Origin of the sequence: Sphingomonas vulcanisoli, assembly GCF_011761305.1 — a bacterium.
Taxonomy (GTDB): Bacteria; Pseudomonadota; Alphaproteobacteria; order Sphingomonadales; family Sphingomonadaceae; genus Sphingomonas_I; species Sphingomonas_I vulcanisoli.
The window spans coordinates 96,712-117,500 of the sequence record NZ_JAAOZC010000002.1 but is presented as its reverse complement, the minus strand read 5'-3'; the positions used below and the strand labels follow the sequence as shown (position 1 = coordinate 117,500).

Genomic DNA, 20,789 nt, shown 5'->3' with positions numbered 1-20,789 from the left:
CAGCATCCTCGACAGGGTTAGCCTTGTCGTTGGTGGTGTGGACTCTCAAGCGTGAGGTAAGGGCAATTCGTGGATGCCTTGGCATGCACAGGCGATGAAGGACGTGGCACGCTGCGATAAGCGTCGGTGAGGTGTGAGCAACCTTTGACCCGACGATTTCCGAATGGGGAAACCCACTCATCCCGATTATCTACTTGCTGGGTTCGCCCAGTGGGCAGGTAATTGGGTTCGAGTATCACTTAGCTGAATAAAATAGGCTTCGTGAAGCGAACCTGGCGAACTGAAACATCTCAGTAGCCGGAGGAAAAGACATCAACCGAGATTCCGTTAGTAGTGGCGAGCGAACGCGGACCAGGCCAGTGCTTCTAATTCAACTAGCAGAAGTGTTTGGAAAGACACGCCATAGCGGGTGACAGCCCCGTATGCGAAAGTGATGTTAGAAGACTTGAGTAGGGCGGGACACGTGTAATCCTGTCTGAACATAGGGGGACCACCCTCTAAGCCTAAATACTCGTGCATGACCGATAGCGAACAAGTACCGTGAGGGAAAGGTGAAAAGCACCCCGATGAGGGGAGTGAAACAGTACCTGAAACGGATTGCCTACAAGCAGTTGGAGGGTCCTTGAGGCCTGACAGCGTACCTCTTGCATAATGGGTCTGTGACTTAATGTTTCAAGCAAGCTTAAGCCGATAGGTGTAGGCGCAGCGAAAGCGAGTCTGAATAGGGCGATTTAGTTTGAAGTATTAGACCCGAAACCCGGCGATCTAGGCATGACCAGGATGAAGGTGGGGTAACACCCACTGGAGGTCCGAACCGATTAACGTTGAAAAGTTACCGGATGAGTTGTGTTTAGGGGTGAAAGGCCAATCAAGCCGGGAAATAGCTGGTTCTCCGCGAAAACTATTGAGGTAGTGCCTCGGATGAATACCAATGGGGGTAGAGCACTGGATGGGCTAGGGGGTCGCGAGATCTACCAAACCTAACCAAACTCCGAATACCATTGAGTAATATCCGGGAGACAGACGGCGGGTGCTAAGGTCCGTCGTCAAGAGGGAAACAGCCCTGACCAACAGCTAAGGTCCCCAAGTGACGTCTAAGTGGGAAAGCATGTGGGATTTCCAAAACAACCAGGAGGTTGGCTTAGAAGCAGCCATCCTTTAAAGAAAGCGTAACAGCTCACTGGTCTAAATAAGAGATCCTGCGGCGAAGATGTAACGGGGCTCAAGACGTCCACCGAAGCTTTGGGTGTGATCTTTGATCACGCGGTAGCGGAGCGTTCCGTAAGCCTGTGAAGCGATCTGGTAATGGGTCGTGGAGGTATCGGAAGTGCGAATGCAGACATGAGTAGCGATAAAAAGGGTGAGATGCCCTTTCGCCGAAAGACCAAGGGTTCCTGCTTAAAGCTAATCTGAGCAGGGTGAGCCGGCCCCTAAGACGAGCCCGAAGGGGGTAGTCGATGGGAACCACGTTAATATTCGTGGGCCTGGTGGTGTGTGACGGATCAAGTATATTGTCATCTCTTATCGGATTGAGATGGCTTTGAATTGGTTCCAGGAAATAGCCCCACCGTATAGACCGTACCCGAAACCGACACAGGTGGTCAGGTAGAGTATACCAAGGCGCTTGAGAGAAGTGTTCTGAAGGAACTCGGCAAATTGCCTCCGTACCTTCGGAAGAAGGAGGCCCCATGTAAGCGCAAGCTCTCATGGGGGGCACAGGCCAGGGGGTAGCGACTGTTTAGCAAAAACACAGGGCTCTGCTAAGTCGGCTTCAAGACGACGTATAGGGTCTGACGCCTGCCCGGTGCTGGAAGGTTAAGTGGAGTGGTGCAAGCTGCGAAATGAAGCCCCAGTAAACGGCGGCCGTAACTATAACGGTCCTAAGGTAGCGAAATTCCTTGTCGGGTAAGTTCCGACCTGCACGAATGGCGTAACGACTTCCCCACTGTCTCCAGAACATGCTCAGCGAAATTGAATTCTCCGTGAAGATGCGGAGTACCCGCGGTTAGACGGAAAGACCCCGTGCACCTTTACTGCAGCTTCAGAGTGGCATTAGGAAAGAACTGTGTAGCATAGGTGGGAGGCTTTGAAGCATCGTCGCCAGATGATGTGGAGCCATAGGTGAAATACCACCCTGTTGTTTTCTGATGTCTAACCTGCACCCGTGAAACCGGGTGAGGGACCCTCTGTGGCGGGTAGTTTGACTGGGGCGGTCGCCTCCTAAAGAGTAACGGAGGCGCGCGATGGTGGGCTCAGGACGGTTGGAAACCGTCTGTTAGAGTGCAATGGCATAAGCCCGCCTGACTGCGAGACTGACAAGTCGAGCAGAGACGAAAGTCGGTCATAGTGATCCGGTGGTCCCTCGTGGAAGGGCCATCGCTCAACGGATAAAAGGTACGCCGGGGATAACAGGCTGATAACCCCCAAGAGCTCATATCGACGGGGTTGTTTGGCACCTCGATGTCGGCTCATCACATCCTGGGGCTGGAGCAGGTCCCAAGGGTTTGGCTGTTCGCCAATTAAAGTGGTACGTGAGCTGGGTTCAGAACGTCGCGAGACAGTTTGGTCCCTATCTGCCGTGGGCGTCGATATTTGAGAGGACTTGTCCCTAGTACGAGAGGACCGGGATGAACATACCTCTGGTGCACCAGTCGTTCTGCCAAGAGCGCAGCTGGGTAGCTATGTATGGACGAGATAACCGCTGAAAGCATCTAAGCGGGAAGCTCCCCTCGAGATAAGATATCTTAGGACGGTCGGAGACCACGACCTTGATAGATCGGATGTGGAAGTGGGGTAACCCATGAAGCTAACCGATACTAATTGTCCTATTCGCGCTTGAGAGTTCCACCATCAACGACAGGGCTGACCTTTCGTGGATGCTGGTTCATTAATAAGCATGGTGCACGCATCGATTTCGAACCAAAATCCCTTTAACGCTGGCTCCATTGCTTGGTGGCCATAGCGTCTGTGACCCACCCGATCCCATCCCGAACTCGGCCGTGAAACCAGACAGCGCCGATGGTACTGTGGCTCAAGCCCCGGAAGAGTAGGTCGTCGCCAGGCATTGAAGCCAGCGTTAGAGAGATTGAACCCATTCACATGTCATGCCCGCGAGGGCCAACGCTCCCGCGTGTTCACGTCGGGAGCGTTTGTGTCTCCGGACGATTTAGTTTCGGATCTTCGGGTCCGCATTGGTGGCGCGGGGTGGAGCAGCCCGGTAGCTCGTCAGGCTCATAACCTGAAGGTCACAGGTTCAAATCCTGTCCCCGCAACCACCGATACCGGCGATAAGATATCGCCAAAGAGCCCGACCTCCTCAAGGAGTTCGGGCCTCTTTTTGTATGTACGGATCTTAGGATTGCCGCCCGATCACGGCGCAACGCGATCACCGGCCGCCTGCCGTCAGGATCAAGCCCCATCGGGTCAATTAGCGGTCTTACATCTCGACCTGCTTGCGTAATGCCGCTTTGCCTTTTGGCCTGTCGCAGTACCGCAGAGCCTACAAATCGTCTGCCTCTGACGGCCTCTCCGATCGCCACGTTCGCCGGTGGCAGCTCGCAACACTTGCGATGGAAACGGCGACCAGAGGATTCTAGGTCCGACGAAATGACGGATCGCAAAACAGGACGCGGTCGGAGTCATCCCGATAGGAATAGCGGATGATTCTAAATGCGGCGTTCCGATGCACTTTTAGAAATGCATTGTGCGAGTGTTCACTTCATCAGACCGGCGGCGCGAAGCGCGTCTTCGATGATCTTTCCAACCCCCGTGGTCGCTGCTGGCTTGGGCGTAGCTTCATAGATACGCTCGGCACGGAGAGTTCGGACAATGGGAAGGTTTGAACGCCGCGGTTGCGGACGCTCAGCGGGGATAACAGGTCGAGTGGGGGGTACGTCTCGGGCCTCCCGCTCGTTTGTAAGTCCCCAAAATGCCGCAATGCGACGGGTCGAGGAAATCCCAACATCGAGGAAATAAGGGCCCGGGACACCGCACGGGTTGCGCTCTTTGGAGTGCAAAGGCGTGCCGTGCGCCATGCCTGTGATGTCATGATATTCGAGAACCGCGCAATTGTTGGCGTCGCGCCAGCTGTGATGCGGGAAGCCGTCGACGGTATCGCTGGACAGGCTCGCATTCGTGAGGCCCTGAACCGAGCGCCACTGCGCGAGGATTGCCTCTGCATTGATGGCGTTAACCGTGGGATCGCTGCTGCCGTGCCAGACCGATAACGTCGGCCAGGGCCCGGCGTGCGAAGAGGCCTTGCGCACCAGGCCTCCCAACGCCTGTTCGTTAGGCATGCCCTGACCCGTCATGCGCTCCAGCGCCTGCGGGACGCCTTTGGCGGTGCCATAAGGAAGACCCGCGATGATTGCTCCGCCGGCGAACACCTCTGGATAAGTTGCCAGCATCACCGAGGTCATCGCGCCGCCAGCGGACAGGCCGGTGATGAACACGCGCGCGGGATCGGCATCGTGGTCGCGAACGAGGGTGGCAATCATTTGACAGATGGACAGCGCCTCGCCTTCGCCGCGGCGGATATCGCCCTGCGAGAACCAATTGAAGCAGAGGTTCGGATTGTTCGCACGTTGCTGCTCGGGAAACAACAGCAGGAAACCCTGCTCGTCGGCGAGGGTCGACCAGCCGGAGCCCGCATCATAGCCGGCTGCCGTCTGGGTGCAGCCATGAAGCACGACCACCAGCGCCGGGCGATCGGCAACGCCCTCAGGCGTGAAGATTCGCGCGCGCAGCTTGCCGGGATTGGATCCAAAGTCCGTCAGCTCTTCAAGGCGATCGGCGGACGAACGCGGGTTACGGAGGAAACCCGCGAAAGGAACTCTGGCCATCGTTCGACACTCCTGGCCAGCACTCGGCCTGCGATTTGCTCAGCGCCTTGCTGCACTGCAATATATGGGTGCGCTTGGGGATGCCTGCAAGTTCGGACGTAGTCCGGCGGCTACAAAGCGGCCGGAAGGCCTGATCCCTTGAGCCACCATGCTGGTCGTCCTTCCGCTACGGGCCAATGATTGGCGCGCCGCGCTCGCCTCGGCAATCGAATGCTGCGGACCAAAGCTTGTCGCTGACGACAGGCTTGCCCGGATCCGCCGGCTCTCGGTCAAAGCGGAGACAGCCGCGCGACGTCAGCCGCGCGACTGTTCGGTCACTTGAAGTGGACGCCGACGCGGACGCCGAAGGTGCGCGGATCGCTGGTGATCGCGCCCAGCGTGCCGATCGCGCCGGGGGCGTCCTGGATCAGGCGGCGCTTATTCTCGATATTGTTGATAAATCCGGTGATGAACCACCGATCCCCCGCGGGCGACAGCGTCAGCGAGGCATCGGACTGGAAAGCCCCCTTGGAATAGGTCCAGGGCTGATAGGTCGCGGCGATATAATAAGCGCCGCGGTAGCGGGTGCCGACCTGCGCGACGAGCTTATAGTCGCCGAGCGTGAGCGTTTGTTCGATGTTCGCGTTGAGCGACCATTTCGGCGCATTGACGCCGGGCTTGCCCGAACAATTCAGCTGGAACTGCGCGGTCCCGCCCTGGCCGATGATCGGCGTATAGGGGCAATTGTAATTCGGCGGCGTGCCCTGGTTCGGCGCGTACGTGATAAAGCTGTCGTACTTGGTGTCGAGATATTGGACGCTGCCGCTGACCCGCGTGGTCGGCGTCACCAGCACGTCGAGATCGGCATCGACGCCCTTGATCGTGCTGCGGCCGACGTTGGAGGTGTAGAACACCAGCGACGGCGGCGTACCGAGGTCATAGCCGAACTGGCTGAACTGCTGGTTTTTATACTTCCAGTAGAAGGCTTCGATGTTGAGCTGCACGCGCCGATTGAAGAAGCGGTTCTTCGATCCGATCGTATAGGCCTGGATCGTCTCCGGCTTGAACGAGTCGAGGCCGCGGGCAAAAGAAAAACCGCCGCCGTGGAAGCCGGTCTCGAAGCTGGCATAAAGCAGATTGGTGGGGGTCGCCTGCCAATCGGCGGCCAGCCGATAGGTGAACTTGCTCGTTTTGGTGGTGGCGTTGATGGGCAGCGTCGACTGAAACACCGAAGGCACGTTCGGCGGCAGCAACCCGAGGATACCCAGCGGCGCCGGCGCCACGAGGACGCCGCGCTGCTGATAGAAACTGGTTAGCTGCGCGCCGTTACTCACGAACGGCTCCAACGGCAGATTGGGACAGAAATCCTGCGGCGGCGCAGGGTTACCGCAGAACAGCAGATAATTGTCGCTGACGCCGTTGAATTTTTTGCGGTCGTCGGTGTAGCGGCCGGCAGCCGTCAGCGTGACCGTTGGCGTCACATGATAGGCCAGACGTCCGAAAGCGGCCTTGGAATTGGTGCCTGTTGTATAATTCTGGAAAGACGTCAGATCGAGCTGGTTGATCGTGAACAGCGCCTTGATGTTTTCCTTGAAGAAATACGCGCCGACCAGATAATCGAACGGCCCGGCCTTGCCCGCAAAGCGCGCCTCGACGCTGGTCTGCTGATCATGCTCCTTGGTCACGTCGTCACGGAACGCGGCGGCGGTGGACATCGCGTCGACATCGCCCTCGCGATAGGCCGCCTGGACCGTCAGCGTACCGGCACTCGTTTTCCAATTGGTCTCGTTGGTGACGCCCCAGAAACCGTCGTTGAGGCTCGGATAGGTGCCGAGCGCCTCCGCCGTGCGGCCGACCTGAGGAATGAAAATCTGCTGGATCGCCGCATTGCTGCGCGGATCGTGCATGCCGATCGAGGGGCTGAGACCTAGCGAGGCATAGGTATAGCTGTTGGTCGCGGGGTTATAGAGATCGGTGCCGTAGAGAAAGCCTCCGGTGCCCGTGCCGCCGTCGTGCGCATAATCTGCGGAGATCCGCGTCGTCAAATTGGGCGTCAGATTGGCCAGAACCTGACCGCGCAAGCCCCAGATGCGCTGATCGGACGTGCCGTCCGACAGATAGCCGCTGTGGCGATTGTAGGTGCCGGCGAGGCGGAATGCGCCATCCTGGCCGATCGGCAGGTTGATCGCGCCCTGCGCCTGCACGGCGTTGTAATTGCCGTAGCTGGCCTGCGCATCGCCGCTGGTTTCGCCGATGACCGGGCGATTGGGGATGACGTTGATCGCGCCGCCGGTCGCGTTGCGCCCATAAAGCGTGCCCTGCGGACCCTTGAGAACCTCGACCCGCTGCAGATCGTAGAACAGCCCCTGCGTATTGCTTGGGCGGCCGAGATAGACGCCGTCATAGTTGAAGGCGATGGCGGGGTCGCTGTACGAATTGGCGGTAAAGTTGCCGACGCCGCGCAGGAAGAAGCTGGTGGTGGCGCCGCCGTTGTTGGCCGCGACCAGAGCGGGCACGGCGCGCGACAGATCTTCGGCACGGACGATGTTCTGGCGGACCAACTCTTCCGGCTTGACCACGCTGATCGGCAGCGGCGCCTTCTGGGCGGTCTGCTCGGTGCGTTGCGCGGTGACGATAATATCCTGAATGCCGGCCGATCCGTCCGGTGCGACCGAGGATGGCGCGCCACCCTGAGGTGCATTGGCTGCGGGCGTGCTCTGCGGCACGGGCGCGCTCTGATTGTCGGTTGCGGTCTGCGCAAAGGCCTGCACGGCGCCCAGCGCCAGGATGGACACTGACGCGGATGCTAAAAAGATCTTTTTCATGGTCCCCTCTTTCAATAAATCGGCTCCGCGGCTGTTATTCCTACTATACTGAATTAGAGAAGCAGGGCAATCTGAAATCGTCAGATGTCTGTCGTTAACGGTTCGATTCGGATAAGGTGTGGCACGGAGCGCACGGTCCTGCAGGATCAAGCCGCGCTTGCGAATGACTGCCCGATAGGGGCGTGAGGGGATGGTGTTGAGGTGGTGACGGGATTGTTCGATCTTGCAGGTCGGGTCGCGGTGGTGACGGGGTCTACGCGGGGTCTTGGCTATGCGATCGCGGAGGCGATGGTGGCCCAGGGCGCGCAGGTCGTGGTGTCGAGCGAGAATGCGGAGGATACGGCGGCGGCCGCCGCGCGGCTGGGGGCGACGGGCATCGTCTGCGATGTGTCCGACGACGGCGCGATCGCCGCCCTTGTCGCGCAGGTGGTCGAACGCTTCGGCGGCATCGATATTCTGGTCTCCAACGCGGGCATCCAGGGCGGGGGTTCGGCCGATCCGCTGGACATGAGCGGGTTCGATCGGGTGATCGCGGTCAATCTGCGCTCGATGGTGGTGCTGACCAAGCATGCGCTGCCGGTGATGGCGGGGCGCGAGGGTGCGTCGGTGATCCTGATCGCCAGCATCGCGGGGCTGCGGGGCAATGCCCGGATCGAGGGCTATGCGCTGGCCAAGGCGGCGGTGGTGCAGTTGGCGCGCAACCTGGCGGTGCAATGGGGCCCGAAAGGTGTGCGCAGCAATGCGATCGCGCCGGGGCTGATCGAAACCAGCTTCGCCGACGGGCTGATCGGCAATGCCGAGTTCATGGCACGGCGGCTGCAGATGACGCCGCTGCGCCGCGTCGGCCAGCCGCACGAGATCGCCGGCGCCGCAGTGTTCCTCGCCGCTCCTGCTGGCGGCTTCGTCAATGGCCAGGTGATTGTCGTCGACGGCGGCACCGTGATTACCGATGGAGGTTGACCAATGACTACCGAACTGCCGCCCGTCCGCCGCATCGTCACCGGACACGATGCCTCCGGCAAAGCCGTCGTCATCGATGATGGGACGCTGCAAGCCCGATCGACCCCCGCCGGAACGTCGCACCTGACCCTGGTCTGGACGTCGCTCGGAACGCCGATTGACAATGATGACGCCATCGATGGCAAGGATCGACCGGTCGACCTCACGCTGCCCGGTGGGTCCGTGATTCGTACCGTGGACATGATGCCCGGCACCACCGCGCCGATGCACCGTACCAACAGCCTCGACTATGGTATCGTCATCTCCGGCGAGATCGAGCTGTTGCTCGACGATGAGGCCAGCACACTGTGCCGACCCGGCGACATCGTCATCCAGCGCGGCACCATCCATAGCTGGCGCAACCCGAGCGCCGATACGATCGCGCGTGTCGCCTTCGTGCTGCTCGACGCGAAACCTGCGACCGTCAACGGCGCGCCGCTTCCGGATATCCATCCGGCATCGGTCGGACGCCGCTGAACACACCCAAGCTATAAAAAAATGAAAAGGGAGGGATATGGCTGAAATGACACGGCGGACCATGATCGCGGCCACAGCCGTTGCGGGAGCAGCGGCTGCCACCGGCGCAGAAGCGCAAGGCAAGCGTGCCTATCGCCGCATCGCCACCGAAGAGGGTTTCCTTTCCCCCGGCGTGCTCGCGCAGAATGCCAAGACGCAGATCCCCGGCGTGCCCTTGATCGTCGGCAGCGGGCCGGGCGCGGGTATCGCGCAGGTGCTGCTCGATCTCGATGCCGGGCGCATTGCGGCGATGGATGCGGACGGTATCGACATGCAATTGCTCCTGCTATCGTCCCCCGGCGTGCAGGTGTTCGAGCCCGCAACGGCGGTCTCGCTGGCGATCGAATCGAACGATTATGTCGCCGCCGCCTGCAAGCGCCACCCGACCCGGTTCGCGGCGCTGGCGGCCGTTGCGCCGCAGGATCCGGCGGCGGCGGCCAAGGAACTGGAGCGGGCGACCCGCACGCTGGGCCTCAAGGGCGGCATCATCAACAGCCACACCTTCGATCATTATCTCGACGAGAAGCAATTCTGGCCGATCTTCGAGGCGGCCGAACATCTCGACGTGCCGATTTACATTCATCCCCGTGAGCCGGCCAAGGGGATGCGCGAGATCATGTCCGGCCCGGTCGCCGGTGGCCCCGCCTGGGCCTATGGCGTCGAGGTCGGCACGCATATCCTCAAGCTGATCAGCGGGGGTGTGTTCGATCGCTTCCCCAAGCTCAGGATCGTCGTCGGCCATATGGGCGAGGCTTTGCCTTTCTGGCTGCCGCGGATCGATAACCGTTACCTCGCGATGCGCGCGGGCATGTTCGGCGGCGCCAAGCCGATGGAGCGGATGCCGAGCGACTATATCCGCGAGAATCTGTGGGTGACGACGAGCGGTATGAATTACTGGCCGCAATTGCGTATGACGATCGATGTTCTCGGCCGCGATCGGGTGATGTACGCCACCGATTATCCGTTCGAAAAGCAGGGCCAGGCGGTCGGTTTTGTCGAGGCGATGCCGTTGAGCACCAGCGACAAGAAGACGCTGTTCGAGGACGTCGCGGCGCGGGTGTTCAAACTCTGATCGCGCGCAGCTGGCGGCGTAGAACCACAACCGCGACCGCCATTGCTGCGCCGAACAGGCCACAGAAGATTCCGAAACTGGTGCCGAGCCCGGCCGGGCCGGGGAAGACTTTCTGCGATCCGAGCGCGATCAGATAGGGGCCGAGCGACGCGCCCAGTAGGCTCTGGAACAGGAAATAGACCGCCGTCGCGCGGCCCATCAGCCGCACCGGCGTGATCTGGCTCAGGATGGCCGCGCCGACCGAATAGGATGTGCCGAGGAAGAAGGAATCGATCCCGATCATCACGATGGCAAACGGCAAGGACGGCGCGAAGCCGGTGCCGAACAGCCCCAGCCCGGTGCCGATCGCCGCGATCAGGCCGTAGATGAGAACGTCGTCGCCGCGCACCGTCAGCCGGTTGAGGACAAGGCCGCTAACGACGAGCCCTGCCAGCCCGGTGGGCAGCGCGATCAAGCCCAGCATTGGGCCTACCTGTTGCGGCGGAATATGCCAGGTGCGGCCGATCACCGCCGGCTCCCACCCGCTTTTCGAGAAATTCATCATCGCGCCGAAGGTGACATAGAGGATCAGCGGCACATAGACGGCCCAGCGCACCCGCATGTGGCGCAGAACCGTCACGAAGCCGTCGAACATCCCGCTCGCCCCGGGCTGGCCGTCGGCCTCGATCGGCGGCCGCAGCGGCTCCGGCGCCATCAGCAGAAGCAGGCTGAGCGGCAGGCCGAACCCGCCGATCATCACCAGCGTAGCCTGCCACGGCGCCAGCCCACCGACGAACGGCAGAGAGTGAAACGCGCCCGCGGTCGCGACCGCCAGGATGCGTCCGCCGATCAGCAACGACGACGCCCCGCCGATCAGCGGCGCCATCGCATAGAGACTGAAAGCCAGGCCCCGCGATCGCATCGGTACTGCATCCCGGATCAGCGAGAAGGACGCGGGCAGGACGAACGCCTCGGCGATGCCGACGCCGGCGCGGCCGACGAACAATTGCCCGAGCGAGGTCGAGGTGCCGCAGACGATGGTCATCGTCGCCCAGAAGACCGACGCCACACCGATCACCGCGCGGCGATTGTAACGATCGACGAAATGCCCGGCCGGAATGACCGAAATCGAAAAGAAGAACGAGAAGCCGAGGCCGAGGAGCAACCCCATCTGCACATCGGTCGTGCCCAGGCTGTGCTTGATCGGATCGACCAGAAGCGCCAGCACAATACGGTCGATAAAGGCATAGGCGTAGAGCACGAGCAAGGCGACGACGAGCAGCCAGTGGCGCGGGGAGCCATTATCCGCGCTATCGCCTTCGGCCACCATCTCTCACTCTCTCCTCAACTCCGGGCCTAGCACCATCCGGATCGTCGCTGCGAACTTGGGCCGCAGCGAAGAGCGATGTCAAATATAATCAGACGTATGTATTTCTGTTGACGGCCTTGCCCGGAATGGCCTTATGAAAGGCCTGCACCAAAGCTCAGGGGGCGCTATGGGCCGCAAGGATCGTCTCGACACCGACCATCACCGATGGTTGCAAAGGCCGGTTGGAAACCGGATACCGCCGCAATGACGCCGACGGCAAATCCCCCGCGAACTGCTCCCAACAAGCGTGGCCAGGGGCGCCCCGTTTCAGGCAAGAACGATGTCGGGCGCGAGCGTCTGCTGGCCGCCGCCGAGAAATTGTTGCGCATCATGCCGCCGGCCCGGGTGACGATCTCGCGCATCGCGCGGGAAGCCAATGCAGATCCGGCGCTGATCCGCTATTATTTCGGCAGCCGCGCTGCGTTGCTCATCGCGGTGGTCGACCGCGTGACCGCCCATGCTGAACGCCGTGCGCCGGGGCAGGACGATCCAACCGAAGTCCTGGCCGATAACATTCGGAAAACGGTTCAATTCGTCCGTTCCGCACCGTTCATGCATCGGTTGATGATCGATGAACTGGGCCAGGCCGGCGGTGAAGAAGCCCGCGCGCGCGTCCGCGATATGAATCTCGATCTGGTCGCTTTCTATCGCGATCTGTTCGATACCGACGCCGGCAGCGAACTGGTCGGCGCCGATCCCCTGTTCCTGTATATCGCGATCCTCGGCGCGAGCGACTTCTTCTCCTCGGCGGAGGTGCTGATCCGCGAGCTTATGCCCGAGGGGACCGACATGAAAAAACTCACCGCGGGCTTTCAGGATTTCCTCGCCAAGCTCGTCATCGACGGCCTGCGCAAGCGGCCCTGAAGCTCGCTCAGGTTGAGATATCCAGCGGCGGTTCGATTGTGGACAGCACGCGGACATGCTCGACCATCATCGGAAAGCTGAAGCCGCCCGAAATCTTGATCCGGAACGTGAACAGCAGAAACGGGTGCGCGCCGGCTGCGAACATGCTGGCAAAGTCCCGCTCCAGCAGCTGGCGATGCTCCTCTTCGCTCAAGGAATAATCGGCAAGGAAGGCTTCGGGCGTTGCCATATAGACCGCCGCCTTGTCGTCATTGCGCGCGATCTCCCAGAGGACCTTGTTGACAGCGTAGCGGCTCATGCCCGGCCTCCATTCAGCTGATCTTCCGTCCACTCCAGAACGATCATCAGCGGCTGTTTGTCTGAGGGGATATAGTCTTGCCACGAGAAAGGCGCGCCGGCGGCGACGCCATAGGCGAAGATGAAGCCCAGAAATCCGGGCGTGTTGTTGCCTTGCGCGTACATCTCGTCCCACGAGGAATGCGCGACGAGATCGGCGACATCGTTGCGCAGCATCGCAGCATTGATGGTGCGATCCCAATCGCTCTCCGGCCGTTCGGTATGCCGCAGCATGTAAGGACCGCCGACGCCGTTCGTCATATGGCCGGTACAGATCACCGCCACGCGCAAATCTTCGGGCCATTCTTCGATGATGCGGCGGACGATGCCGCCCAATTTGAGGTAGCGCCTGGCCGGCGGCACCGGCGGAGCGAGGAAATTGAGGAAGATCGGCACGATCGGCAGGTCCGCCTGTGGGCGCATGAAATTGAGCGGCACCGAAAAGGCGTGATCGACGATGAATTCGTCCGAGTAGGCGAAATCCACCTCATATTCGAAGCCCTGCGTCAGCATGTAGCGCGCGAGCTTGCCTTCGATCGGCGCATCATAGGTATCTAGCCGCCAGTCGCGCTGCTCATAGCCGGGCGGACCCACGATCCGCTCAGCCTTGCCGATCAGGAACGGCGGCATATTGTTGAAGAAGAATTGGCAAAGGTGATCGCTGCCCGCCATCACGATGACGTCCGGCCGTGACGCCTCCAGCCCCGCGCGCATCCGGTCGATTCCGTCGAGCAGGCGGCGCGCCTCGGGCGATACCGGATTGGGGCCGCGCCCGACTCCGGGCAGAACCGGATCGTGCGGCACGACCGATAAGTGAACGAGCTTTGCCATCTTTGTCTTCCATGCCACCGGATCACGCGGCGTCGATCCGTTCGGTATAGCTATGGCGCGCACGCACGGCTGTCGAATTGATGGTCGCGATAGCTGCTATCGCGAATGCCGTCTTGTGGTGGTGCCCTGACGAACGCACACTCAGCGCCATGGGGCAGAATAGAACATTGGGGAGTATGGATATCATCGGCGCGCGCTATTCGCATGTTGCGATATTGCTGCATTGGGCAATCGCAGCATTGGTGCTGACCACGATACCGCTTGGCGTCTATGGTGCCAACTTCGGCGGCGATCTGGCGCGCACCGCCAAGGATATTCACAAGCCGATCGGCATCCTTATTCTCGCGCTCACACTGGTGCGCGTCGGTTGGCGGTTAAGCCACAAACCGCCGGCGCTCCCTGATGGCATGACGCCCGCGATGCGGCGCGTCGCGCGGGGCACGCACATCGCGTTTTACGTGCTGCTTCTCGTCCTGCCGCTCAGCGGATGGTGGATGAGCTCGGCGGTTCCAGTTCGTCACCCGATCAGCTTCGGTCTGTTCGATGTGCCTTTCCTGCCTGTGCCGCGCGGATTTGCTTCGGCCGGGCCGGCGCATCTCGTTCACGTCGCGCTGGGCTTCCTGATGATCGGGCTTGCCGCACTCCACATCGCCGCCGCGCTCAAGCATCAATTCGTCGATCGCGACCAAGTTCTGAACCGGATGCTGCCCCGCAGCGCCTGAACCTCCCATCGAAAGGTACCTTATGTCCGACACAGCCCCCAAAACCCAGGGCCGCGGGCCGCTCCCGCAGAAATTCCCGCACGAGCCCGAGCGTATCCGCAAAGGCGCCGAGCTGATCGCCGCGATGCGCCGCAAGGAGATCGAGATCCCCGGCGAGACCGGCCTTCCCGAAGATGCCTATCCGCGCAACATCGACGAAGCCCAGCTGATGGCTGACATGGTGCGCGAAATCCTCGGCTGGCCGGTGCTCGGCTACAAATATTATATCAACGCCCGCATCCAGCAGGCGCCGATGATGTCGCCGATCTACCATATTTGGGAAAGCCCGGCGGTGCTGTCGGAGGAAGTCTCGCAGCATCGCTGGATCGAACCGGAGCTGGCGTTCCGCGCAACGCGCGACTTCCCGATGCGGGAAAAGCCCTACAGCTATCAGGAAATCATCGAGGGCATGGAGGCGGTGCCGACCTTCGAGATCATCGGGCCGCGCTTCCGCTTCGATTCGCCGCAGCATATGCGCCAGCTGGTCAATGCGCGGCGGGATAATCCGAAATATGACGGCATGGCCGACAGCCACGCTTCGGGCGGCTATGTCGTCGGCGAGGCGGTGAAGAACTGGCAGGACATCGATTTCCTCAAGATGCGCGTGACGATGGATGCCGGGGACGAGCGGATGGTCGATACGATCGGCGGCCATCCGCTGGTCGATCCGTTCATTTCGATGTTCCCGCTGGTGAACGTGCTGCGCAGCAAATATGGCATCACCGCCGGGCAATTGCTGGCGACTCATTCCTATTCGGGCTTCCTGTCGGTGCCGCCGGACGTGCGGATCGTGGCGAACCTCGATGGGTTCAAGCCGATCGAGGCGGTGTTCAAGAGCAAGTAGCAGCGCGCGCCCGGCTTGCTGGCGGGGCGACCGCAATCTACACCGCAGGCGCCATGCGCCTCGACAAGCTTGACCTCAATCTCCTGATCGCACTCGATGCCTTGCTGCAGGAGCGGGGGGTCTCGCTGGCGGCCGACCGTCTCAATATGAGCCAGTCGGCGGCCAGCGGTGCGCTCGGGCGGCTGCGCGAATATTTCCGGGACGATCTGCTCGTGTTGCAGGGGCGGTCGATGGCGCTGACGCCGCGCGCGGAAAAGCTGATCGATCCCGTTCGCTCGATCATCGAGCAGATCCGCGCGACGATCCTTGTCGCCGAACCCTTCGATCCGGCGACCTCGGATCGAACGCTGTCGGTCATGGCGACCGACTATATCTTCGAGATATTGCTGCGGCCCGTGATCGTCGCCTGCGCGACCGAGGCGCCGGGAATTCGCTTCGAATTGGTGCCGATTGTCGAGCATCCGGTCGAGGCGCTCCAGCGCGGCCGCGCCGACATTTTGATCGGCATCGATAACGTCGTCTCGACCGAGCATCCCAGCGCTTTGCTCTACACCGAGGATTTCGTGATCGCGGGCTGGCGCGACAATCCGCTGCTCGCCGACCCGATGACGCGGGAGACCTACGAAGAGCTTGGCCATGTCGCCGTTCGTTTCGGCCAGCAGACCTCGAGTTATGAGGCGACGGCAACGCGGCTGCGCTCGGTGGCGCGGCGGGTTGAGGTGATCGCGCCCAATTTCCTGTCGGTCGGTGGCTTGCTGGTCGGCACCGAGCGAATCGCGACCATCCATCGCCTGCTCGCGGTGCGGATGGCCGAATATCTGCCGCTGACCCTGCGCGAGCTGCCGTTCGAGATGCCGCCGGTCCGGGAAAGCGCGCAATGGTCGTCACGCAACGCCAATGATCCGGCGATCGCCTGGCTGGTCGAGCGGCTCAAGCAGATCGCCGCGCAGCTGCGCTCGTCGTCGGGCGCGCCCGAGCCTAGCTTGCCCGGGTAAGGAACTCGGTGATCGCCGGCACCGCGGCCTTGTCCTCATTGAGGAAGCCGTGCGCGCCCTCGAACAGCCGCAATTCCGATCCCTTGATCCGCTCCGCCATGAACTCCTGCCCCTCGACGGTGCCGAGACCGTCATAGCGGCCGCCGAACAGACCGACCGGCAATCTGATCTGATCGATCCACTCGCGCGCGTCATGCTCCTCGCGCGCCTCGAGCTGGCGGCGGGCGCCCATCGCCGCATTCGGATCGGTGTTACCGCCGCCGCGCTTCATCCCCTGTTCGATCAGCTCGCGTGCCTTTTCCGGATTGGCGGCCTGCCATTCCGGCGTCTTGCGCAGGTCGAGTTCCATCATCGTGCGCGCGCGCGTCTCGGGATCCTTGTGATGAAGGTCTAGCAGTGGGTAGCCGTAGGGGCCGCCCGGATTGGCGCAGGCCAGCGCGAGGCGCGTGATCCGATCGGGATGGCGCCGCGCCAGCTCCTGCGCCACCGATCCGCCGAACGAGACGCCTAACACGGCAGCGCGATCCCACCCGACCAGGTCCATCAGCGCCGCGGCGTCATCGGCATAATCGGCCATGCTGTAATGCCGGTCGGGCTTCTCGGTCTGGCCAAGCCCGCGCTGGTCGTAGCGCAGCACGGTGAAATGATCGTTCAGCGTATCGACATAGGGCTGTTTGCGCCGCAGATCGGCGCCGGTGCCGTTGATGAACAGCAGCCGCGGCCCCGAACCGACGACCTCATAATAGAGATTGATATCGCGTACCTGGCCGAACGGCATAGTTCCTCCTTAGCCTGTCGTGATGCGGCGTCGCGCGACCCACAGCAGCAGCGACGCCATCAGCGGCGCGATCAGCATCGTCGCCAGCGCGTAACGCAGCGCCTCCTCGCCATAGGTCGGCACCAGCGCATCGCTGACCTGACCGATCAGCAACGGGCCGAGTGCGAACGCGAGTAAGGTCTGGGCGATCAGCATCACCGTCGAAGTGATCGCGCGGCGGCTGGGCTCCACCAGCGATACCGCCAGCGCGACACAGGGGCCGAGCGAACTCGCCAGCATGAAGTTCATCACCGCTACCCCCGCCAGCGCGACCGGCAAGGTCGGCGCGAACAGGAAGATGGCATAAGCGGGTGCCGCGATCGGCAGGGCGATGATCGGCACGATCAGCCCGGCGCGCCGGTTGCCGCCGCGCTGGATGACGCGGGCGGCGATGATGCCGGATACGACGTTGCCCAGCACCGCGCCGATCACCGCCGGCGGCCCGATCAAGGCACCGACATTTTCGAGCGCGACCTGATGCGACCGCTGCAGAAACGCTGGCCCCCACACTGGCAGGCAGGCGAGCACCATGTTCGACATGCCGAACCCCACCGCCAGCCACGCGAAGCCGGGCATCGCGATGATCGAGCGCATCGTCGCCAGCAGCGCCCCGGCGCCCGGTGCGGCATCGACATTCGGCCCCGTTGTAACGGTACGCGGCGTCGCCCGCATGGTGAGCGCGATCAGCAGCACGAGCGCCACGCCTGCCGCGCCGAACAGCTCGAACATCGCACGCCAGCCCAGCCACGCGCCCAAGACACCGGCCAGGATCGATCCGGTCATGATGCCGACACCTGAACTCGCCTGAAAGATCGATGCCGCGCGCGACAGCTTCGGGCCGGGATAGAGATCGGCAAGCAGCGACATCGCCGCCGGAAACACCGTTGCCTCACCAACGCCGATCAGCATGCGGGTGAGCGCGAGGGAATAGAAATCGTGCGTGAGGCCGGTCGCCGCGGTTGCGGCCGACCATAATCCCACGCCGAGCACGAGGATCAGCCGCCGGTTGCCGCGATCCACCCAGCGCGCGATGGCGATGCCCGCGACCAGGAAGAATAGCGAGAAAGCGAAGCCTTGCAGAACGCCGATCTGCGTATCGCTAAGGTGCAGCTCCTTGCGGATCGGCTCGACGACGATGCCGAGCAAGGCGCGATCGGCATAGTTGAACATGTTGGCGAGAAACAGCAGCGCCAGACTATAAGCCGCGACCACTGCACTGCGTGGCGGTGTCTCGCCGATCGCGTTCACGCCGCCACCGCCGGAACGATCGTACCGGTGCAAGGGCCAAAACCAATCGGCACGTGGCCATCGGCATGCGCCATCGCGGTGATCGTCACGGTATCACCATCCTCAAGCCAGTTGCGCTTACTTCCGTCGGCGAACACCACCGGATTTGTGCCGCGCTGATTATATTCGGCGAGGCACGCCTTGGCTTCCTCGGCCGGCCCTGAAACCGTGCCGCTGGCGAGCAGGTCTCCGGCCTCGATCGGTGCGCCGCTCGAAGCCTGGTGGGCGACCATCTGCGCCAGCGTCCAGAACATCGTCTCGAAGCCCGTGGTGCAGATCCGGACCGGGCCGCTGGCTGCGGTAGAAAGATCGGCCGTCATCGCGATCTGGATAGCGCCATGCGAACGATCGCCTTCGTCGAACAGATGATCCGCGACGGCCGGTTCGTCGCCGACGCGCGGCCGTGCCGGAACGCGGAACGGCGCGAGCGCTTCGATCGTTACGATCCACGGCGAAACCGTTGTCATGAAACTCTTGCCGAGATGCGGCCCGAGCATCGATTCGAAGAATTGAATGCCGCGTGCCGACCAATCATTGACCAGGCTGCAGCCGAACATCATTGCTTCGGCCGCGGCCATGCTGATCGGCGCGCCAAGCGCATTACCGCCGCTGAGCCACACGCCCAGCTCCAATTCATAGTCAAGCCGCCGTTCGGGCCCATAAACGATCGTGCCGCTGCCCGGCGGAAATTCCTGCTGTCCCTTGGGCCGGACCACCGGCGTGCCGCTGACCGCGACCGAGCTTGCGCGGCTGTTGTACCCGACCGGCAATCTGTCCGCGCACGGCGCGATCGGGCGACCACTGGCGCCCGCCATCCGCCGAATATGTTCGATCGAGCAGCAGAAATCGGCAAATGCCACCGGCTTGACCGGCAGCAGCAGTTCGGCGTGGTCGGCCGGCACCAGCGCCGCCTCCGCGATCGCGCGGTCGGGGCTGTCGCTGCGGTAGAGATCGCTGAGCGCGGCGCGCAACGCCGATAGCGCGGCAGGGGGCTGTGTCAGCAGCGGCGCCAGCGTCTCGCCACTCGCGGCGCGCGCGGTGTCGCCGAGCCGATCGGCGATCGCGGCCAGGTCGATGATCTTGTCGCCCAGAGCCACCCCGCCACGCGGGGCCGTGCCGTCGGTCTTGAACAGGCCGAACGGCAGGTTCTGGATCGGAAACGCGCCGCCTTCGACATTGGCACTGTCGAGCCAGCTGCGCCGTGCCGGATCGTGGGTCGCGTTGAGTTCCACTGGCATGACTGCCACTTCTCCCCTACCGTTTGTTTTACGTCGCGGGCTTATGCCCGATCGCGCTCATATTGTGCGAGCTTCTTGAGCAGCCAGGGCGCGATGACGTCGCGGATCGTGCGATCCGGGCCCCATCCGGCGCCGAAGCCCATGTGGACGCCGTTGGGATTGATCCAGCCTTCCTTGGCATCGCCGCGGGTGAGCAGCAGCAGCTGATCGGCGATCGGCACCTGGCTATCCTTGGCGCCGTTCATCACCAGCATCGGCGCGGTCGGCCGATCGATCTGGTCATCGATCAACAGCGACATGCGCGGGCCATATTCGAGAAACTCGTCAAGCGTCTTGACGCCGAACACGTTGGCGCGCGCGCCGAACAGATCGAGCAGATATTCGCGCGTCCCCAACGCCTTCAACTGCCACTCGGGCTGGAAGAAATGGTGGACCGCGCCACCATGGTTGATCGCGCCGAGCAGGCGGCCCTGTTCGGCGATCGCCACCCGGGTCGCCCAATGGCCGCCCCAGCTGACGCCGCGCATGAACATCCGCGTCGAATCGATATCGGGCCGCGTCTCTGCCCAATCGAACACCGTGGAAAACACCCGTTCCGAGCCGACATCCGCCTTGATCGGCGATTGGCCGGTGCCGGGCATGTCCATCCCGAACACCGCAATGCCGTGCGGCAAATAGGAAAGCGCCTCGTCGGCGACATTCTCTTTCCAGAAATCGAGCCCGCCGCACTGGACCATCAGCGGAAACGGTCCCGCCCCCTCAGGCTTGCGGAAATAGCCGATGATTTCCTTGCCCTCGAAAGGGATGCGCACGACTTCGAGCTTCTGCGGCAGCAGCTCGGCATAGCGCATATAGGCGCCGATGGCCTTTTCGTAGGACGCCTGCTTGCCCGGCGTCGAGATCGTCGGGAAGCGGCCCATCGTATAGGCCGCGAAGGCGCTCTGAAACAGCGTCCGCTGGGCATCGGGGGTCGCGGCCTGTTCGGCTTCGTCCATCACCCGGTCGCCGGTCGCCATCCACACGTTCGCCCAATCCTCGGGATCGAGCGAGGTCAGCGCCGCCATCGCAGTCTGTGCGTCCGCCGGGCGGACGCCGCGGCCGGGATAGCCGCCGGCGGTGATGCGCCTGACCGTATCCTCACGCAGTTCCTCGAGTGTGCGGGGAGCGGCGATACGCGGATCGGAAAGGCTCATCATATTGTCCTATGTGCGGCGCCGATGAGGGCGCATCGGCTGA

Annotated in this window: 16 protein-coding genes, 1 tRNA gene and 2 rRNA genes; 10 read left to right on the top strand and 9 right to left on the bottom strand. The window is 62.2% G+C overall.

All coding sequences use genetic code 11. The features are described 5' to 3' along the window. The first annotated feature begins 46 nt into the window (after window positions 1-46). From FHS31_RS04605 to FHS31_RS04595, 3 genes are all read left to right on the top strand, one after another. Window positions 47-2,840, top strand: a 23S ribosomal RNA gene (locus tag FHS31_RS04605). Between the two features lie 108 nt (window positions 2,841-2,948). Continuing rightward, window positions 2,949-3,063: ribosomal RNA gene (gene rrf, locus FHS31_RS04600) — 5S ribosomal RNA — on the top strand. Between the two features lie 135 nt (window positions 3,064-3,198). Beyond that, window positions 3,199-3,275 (top strand) — tRNA-Met (locus tag FHS31_RS04595). 438 nt (window positions 3,276-3,713) lie between these two features. Here FHS31_RS04595 and FHS31_RS04590 read toward each other — a convergent pair. Continuing rightward, window positions 3,714-4,841 carry an extracellular catalytic domain type 1 short-chain-length polyhydroxyalkanoate depolymerase gene (locus FHS31_RS04590; RefSeq protein ID WP_167072201.1) on the bottom strand — a complete coding sequence of 376 codons (1,128 nt, stop codon included), beginning with the start codon at window positions 4,839-4,841 and terminating at the stop codon, window positions 3,714-3,716. Between the two features lie 314 nt (window positions 4,842-5,155). After that, window positions 5,156-7,645 (bottom strand): TonB-dependent receptor, encoded by a 2,490-nt coding sequence (locus FHS31_RS04585; RefSeq protein WP_167072200.1) that lies wholly within the window; start codon window positions 7,643-7,645, stop codon window positions 5,156-5,158. 201 nt (window positions 7,646-7,846) lie between these two features. Here FHS31_RS04585 and FHS31_RS04580 point away from each other — a divergent pair, with 201 nt between their 5' ends. The 3 genes from FHS31_RS04580 to FHS31_RS04570 are packed head-to-tail and all read left to right on the top strand — an operon-like array spanning window position 7,847 to window position 10,232. Further along, window positions 7,847-8,605, top strand: a complete 759-nt coding sequence (locus tag FHS31_RS04580) for an SDR family NAD(P)-dependent oxidoreductase (protein ID WP_341786285.1) — start codon at window positions 7,847-7,849, stop codon at window positions 8,603-8,605. Between the two features lie 3 nt (window positions 8,606-8,608). Continuing rightward, window positions 8,609-9,121, top strand: a complete 513-nt coding sequence (locus FHS31_RS04575; RefSeq protein ID WP_167072198.1) for a cupin domain-containing protein — start codon at window positions 8,609-8,611, stop codon at window positions 9,119-9,121. Window positions 9,122-9,158: 37 nt separating this feature from the next. After that, entirely contained in the window at window positions 9,159-10,232 is a 1,074-nt protein-coding gene (locus FHS31_RS04570; RefSeq protein ID WP_167072197.1) for an amidohydrolase family protein, read from the top strand. On the opposite strand, the gene FHS31_RS04565 is transcribed toward FHS31_RS04570, so the two are convergent. Continuing rightward, the gene (locus tag FHS31_RS04565) at window positions 10,222-11,541 is read right to left on the bottom strand and encodes an MFS transporter (RefSeq protein WP_167072196.1); all 1,320 of its coding nucleotides are present in this window, start codon (window positions 11,539-11,541) and stop codon (window positions 10,222-10,224) included. The genes FHS31_RS04570 and FHS31_RS04565 overlap by 11 nt on opposite strands. A gap of 243 nt (window positions 11,542-11,784) precedes the next feature. Here FHS31_RS04565 and FHS31_RS04560 point away from each other — a divergent pair, with 243 nt between their 5' ends. Next, window positions 11,785-12,444, top strand: a complete 660-nt coding sequence (locus FHS31_RS04560; RefSeq protein WP_167072195.1) for a TetR/AcrR family transcriptional regulator — start codon at window positions 11,785-11,787, stop codon at window positions 12,442-12,444. 7 nt (window positions 12,445-12,451) lie between these two features. On the opposite strand, the gene FHS31_RS04555 is transcribed toward FHS31_RS04560, so the two are convergent. Both FHS31_RS04555 and FHS31_RS04550 read right to left on the bottom strand, forming a co-directional pair. Next, window positions 12,452-12,742 (bottom strand): hypothetical protein, encoded by a 291-nt coding sequence (locus tag FHS31_RS04555; protein ID WP_167072194.1) that lies wholly within the window; start codon window positions 12,740-12,742, stop codon window positions 12,452-12,454. Further along, window positions 12,739-13,611 carry a DODA-type extradiol aromatic ring-opening family dioxygenase gene (locus tag FHS31_RS04550; protein ID WP_167072193.1) on the bottom strand — a complete coding sequence of 291 codons (873 nt, stop codon included), beginning with the start codon at window positions 13,609-13,611 and terminating at the stop codon, window positions 12,739-12,741. The genes FHS31_RS04555 and FHS31_RS04550 overlap by 4 nt, the downstream gene beginning before the upstream one ends. 176 nt (window positions 13,612-13,787) lie before the next feature. Between FHS31_RS04550 and FHS31_RS04545 the strand changes: the two genes are divergently transcribed. From FHS31_RS04545 to FHS31_RS04535, 3 genes are read left to right on the top strand one after another with little or no spacing between them, the layout of a single operon-like run. Further along, a complete protein-coding gene (locus FHS31_RS04545) occupies window positions 13,788-14,333 on the top strand; it encodes a cytochrome b (RefSeq protein WP_167072192.1) in 546 nt (181 codons plus the stop codon). 22 nt (window positions 14,334-14,355) lie between these two features. Then, window positions 14,356-15,216, top strand: a complete 861-nt coding sequence (locus tag FHS31_RS04540; protein ID WP_167072191.1) for a hypothetical protein — start codon at window positions 14,356-14,358, stop codon at window positions 15,214-15,216. A 53-nt stretch (window positions 15,217-15,269) separates the two neighbouring features. Next, window positions 15,270-16,211 carry a LysR family transcriptional regulator gene (locus FHS31_RS04535; RefSeq protein ID WP_167072190.1) on the top strand — a complete coding sequence of 314 codons (942 nt, stop codon included), beginning with the start codon at window positions 15,270-15,272 and terminating at the stop codon, window positions 16,209-16,211. On the opposite strand, the gene FHS31_RS04530 is transcribed toward FHS31_RS04535, so the two are convergent. From FHS31_RS04530 to FHS31_RS04515, 4 genes are read right to left on the bottom strand one after another with little or no spacing between them, the layout of a single operon-like run. Next, on the bottom strand, window positions 16,195-16,989 hold the full coding sequence (locus FHS31_RS04530) for an alpha/beta fold hydrolase (protein WP_167072189.1): 795 nt from the start codon (window positions 16,987-16,989) through the stop codon (window positions 16,195-16,197). The two genes, FHS31_RS04535 and FHS31_RS04530, sit on opposite strands and share 17 nt — an antisense overlap. A gap of 9 nt (window positions 16,990-16,998) precedes the next feature. Continuing rightward, the gene (locus tag FHS31_RS04525; RefSeq protein WP_341786284.1) at window positions 16,999-18,276 is read right to left on the bottom strand and encodes a spinster family MFS transporter; all 1,278 of its coding nucleotides are present in this window, start codon (window positions 18,274-18,276) and stop codon (window positions 16,999-17,001) included. Continuing rightward, complete coding sequence (locus FHS31_RS04520) at window positions 18,273-19,553, bottom strand: fumarylacetoacetate hydrolase family protein (protein WP_167072563.1); 1,281 nt, start codon at window positions 19,551-19,553, stop codon at window positions 18,273-18,275. The genes FHS31_RS04525 and FHS31_RS04520 overlap by 4 nt, the downstream gene beginning before the upstream one ends. A gap of 41 nt (window positions 19,554-19,594) precedes the next feature. Further along, the gene (locus FHS31_RS04515) at window positions 19,595-20,746 is read right to left on the bottom strand and encodes an alpha/beta hydrolase family protein (RefSeq protein WP_167072188.1); all 1,152 of its coding nucleotides are present in this window, start codon (window positions 20,744-20,746) and stop codon (window positions 19,595-19,597) included. Window positions 20,747-20,789: the final 43 nt, after the last annotated feature.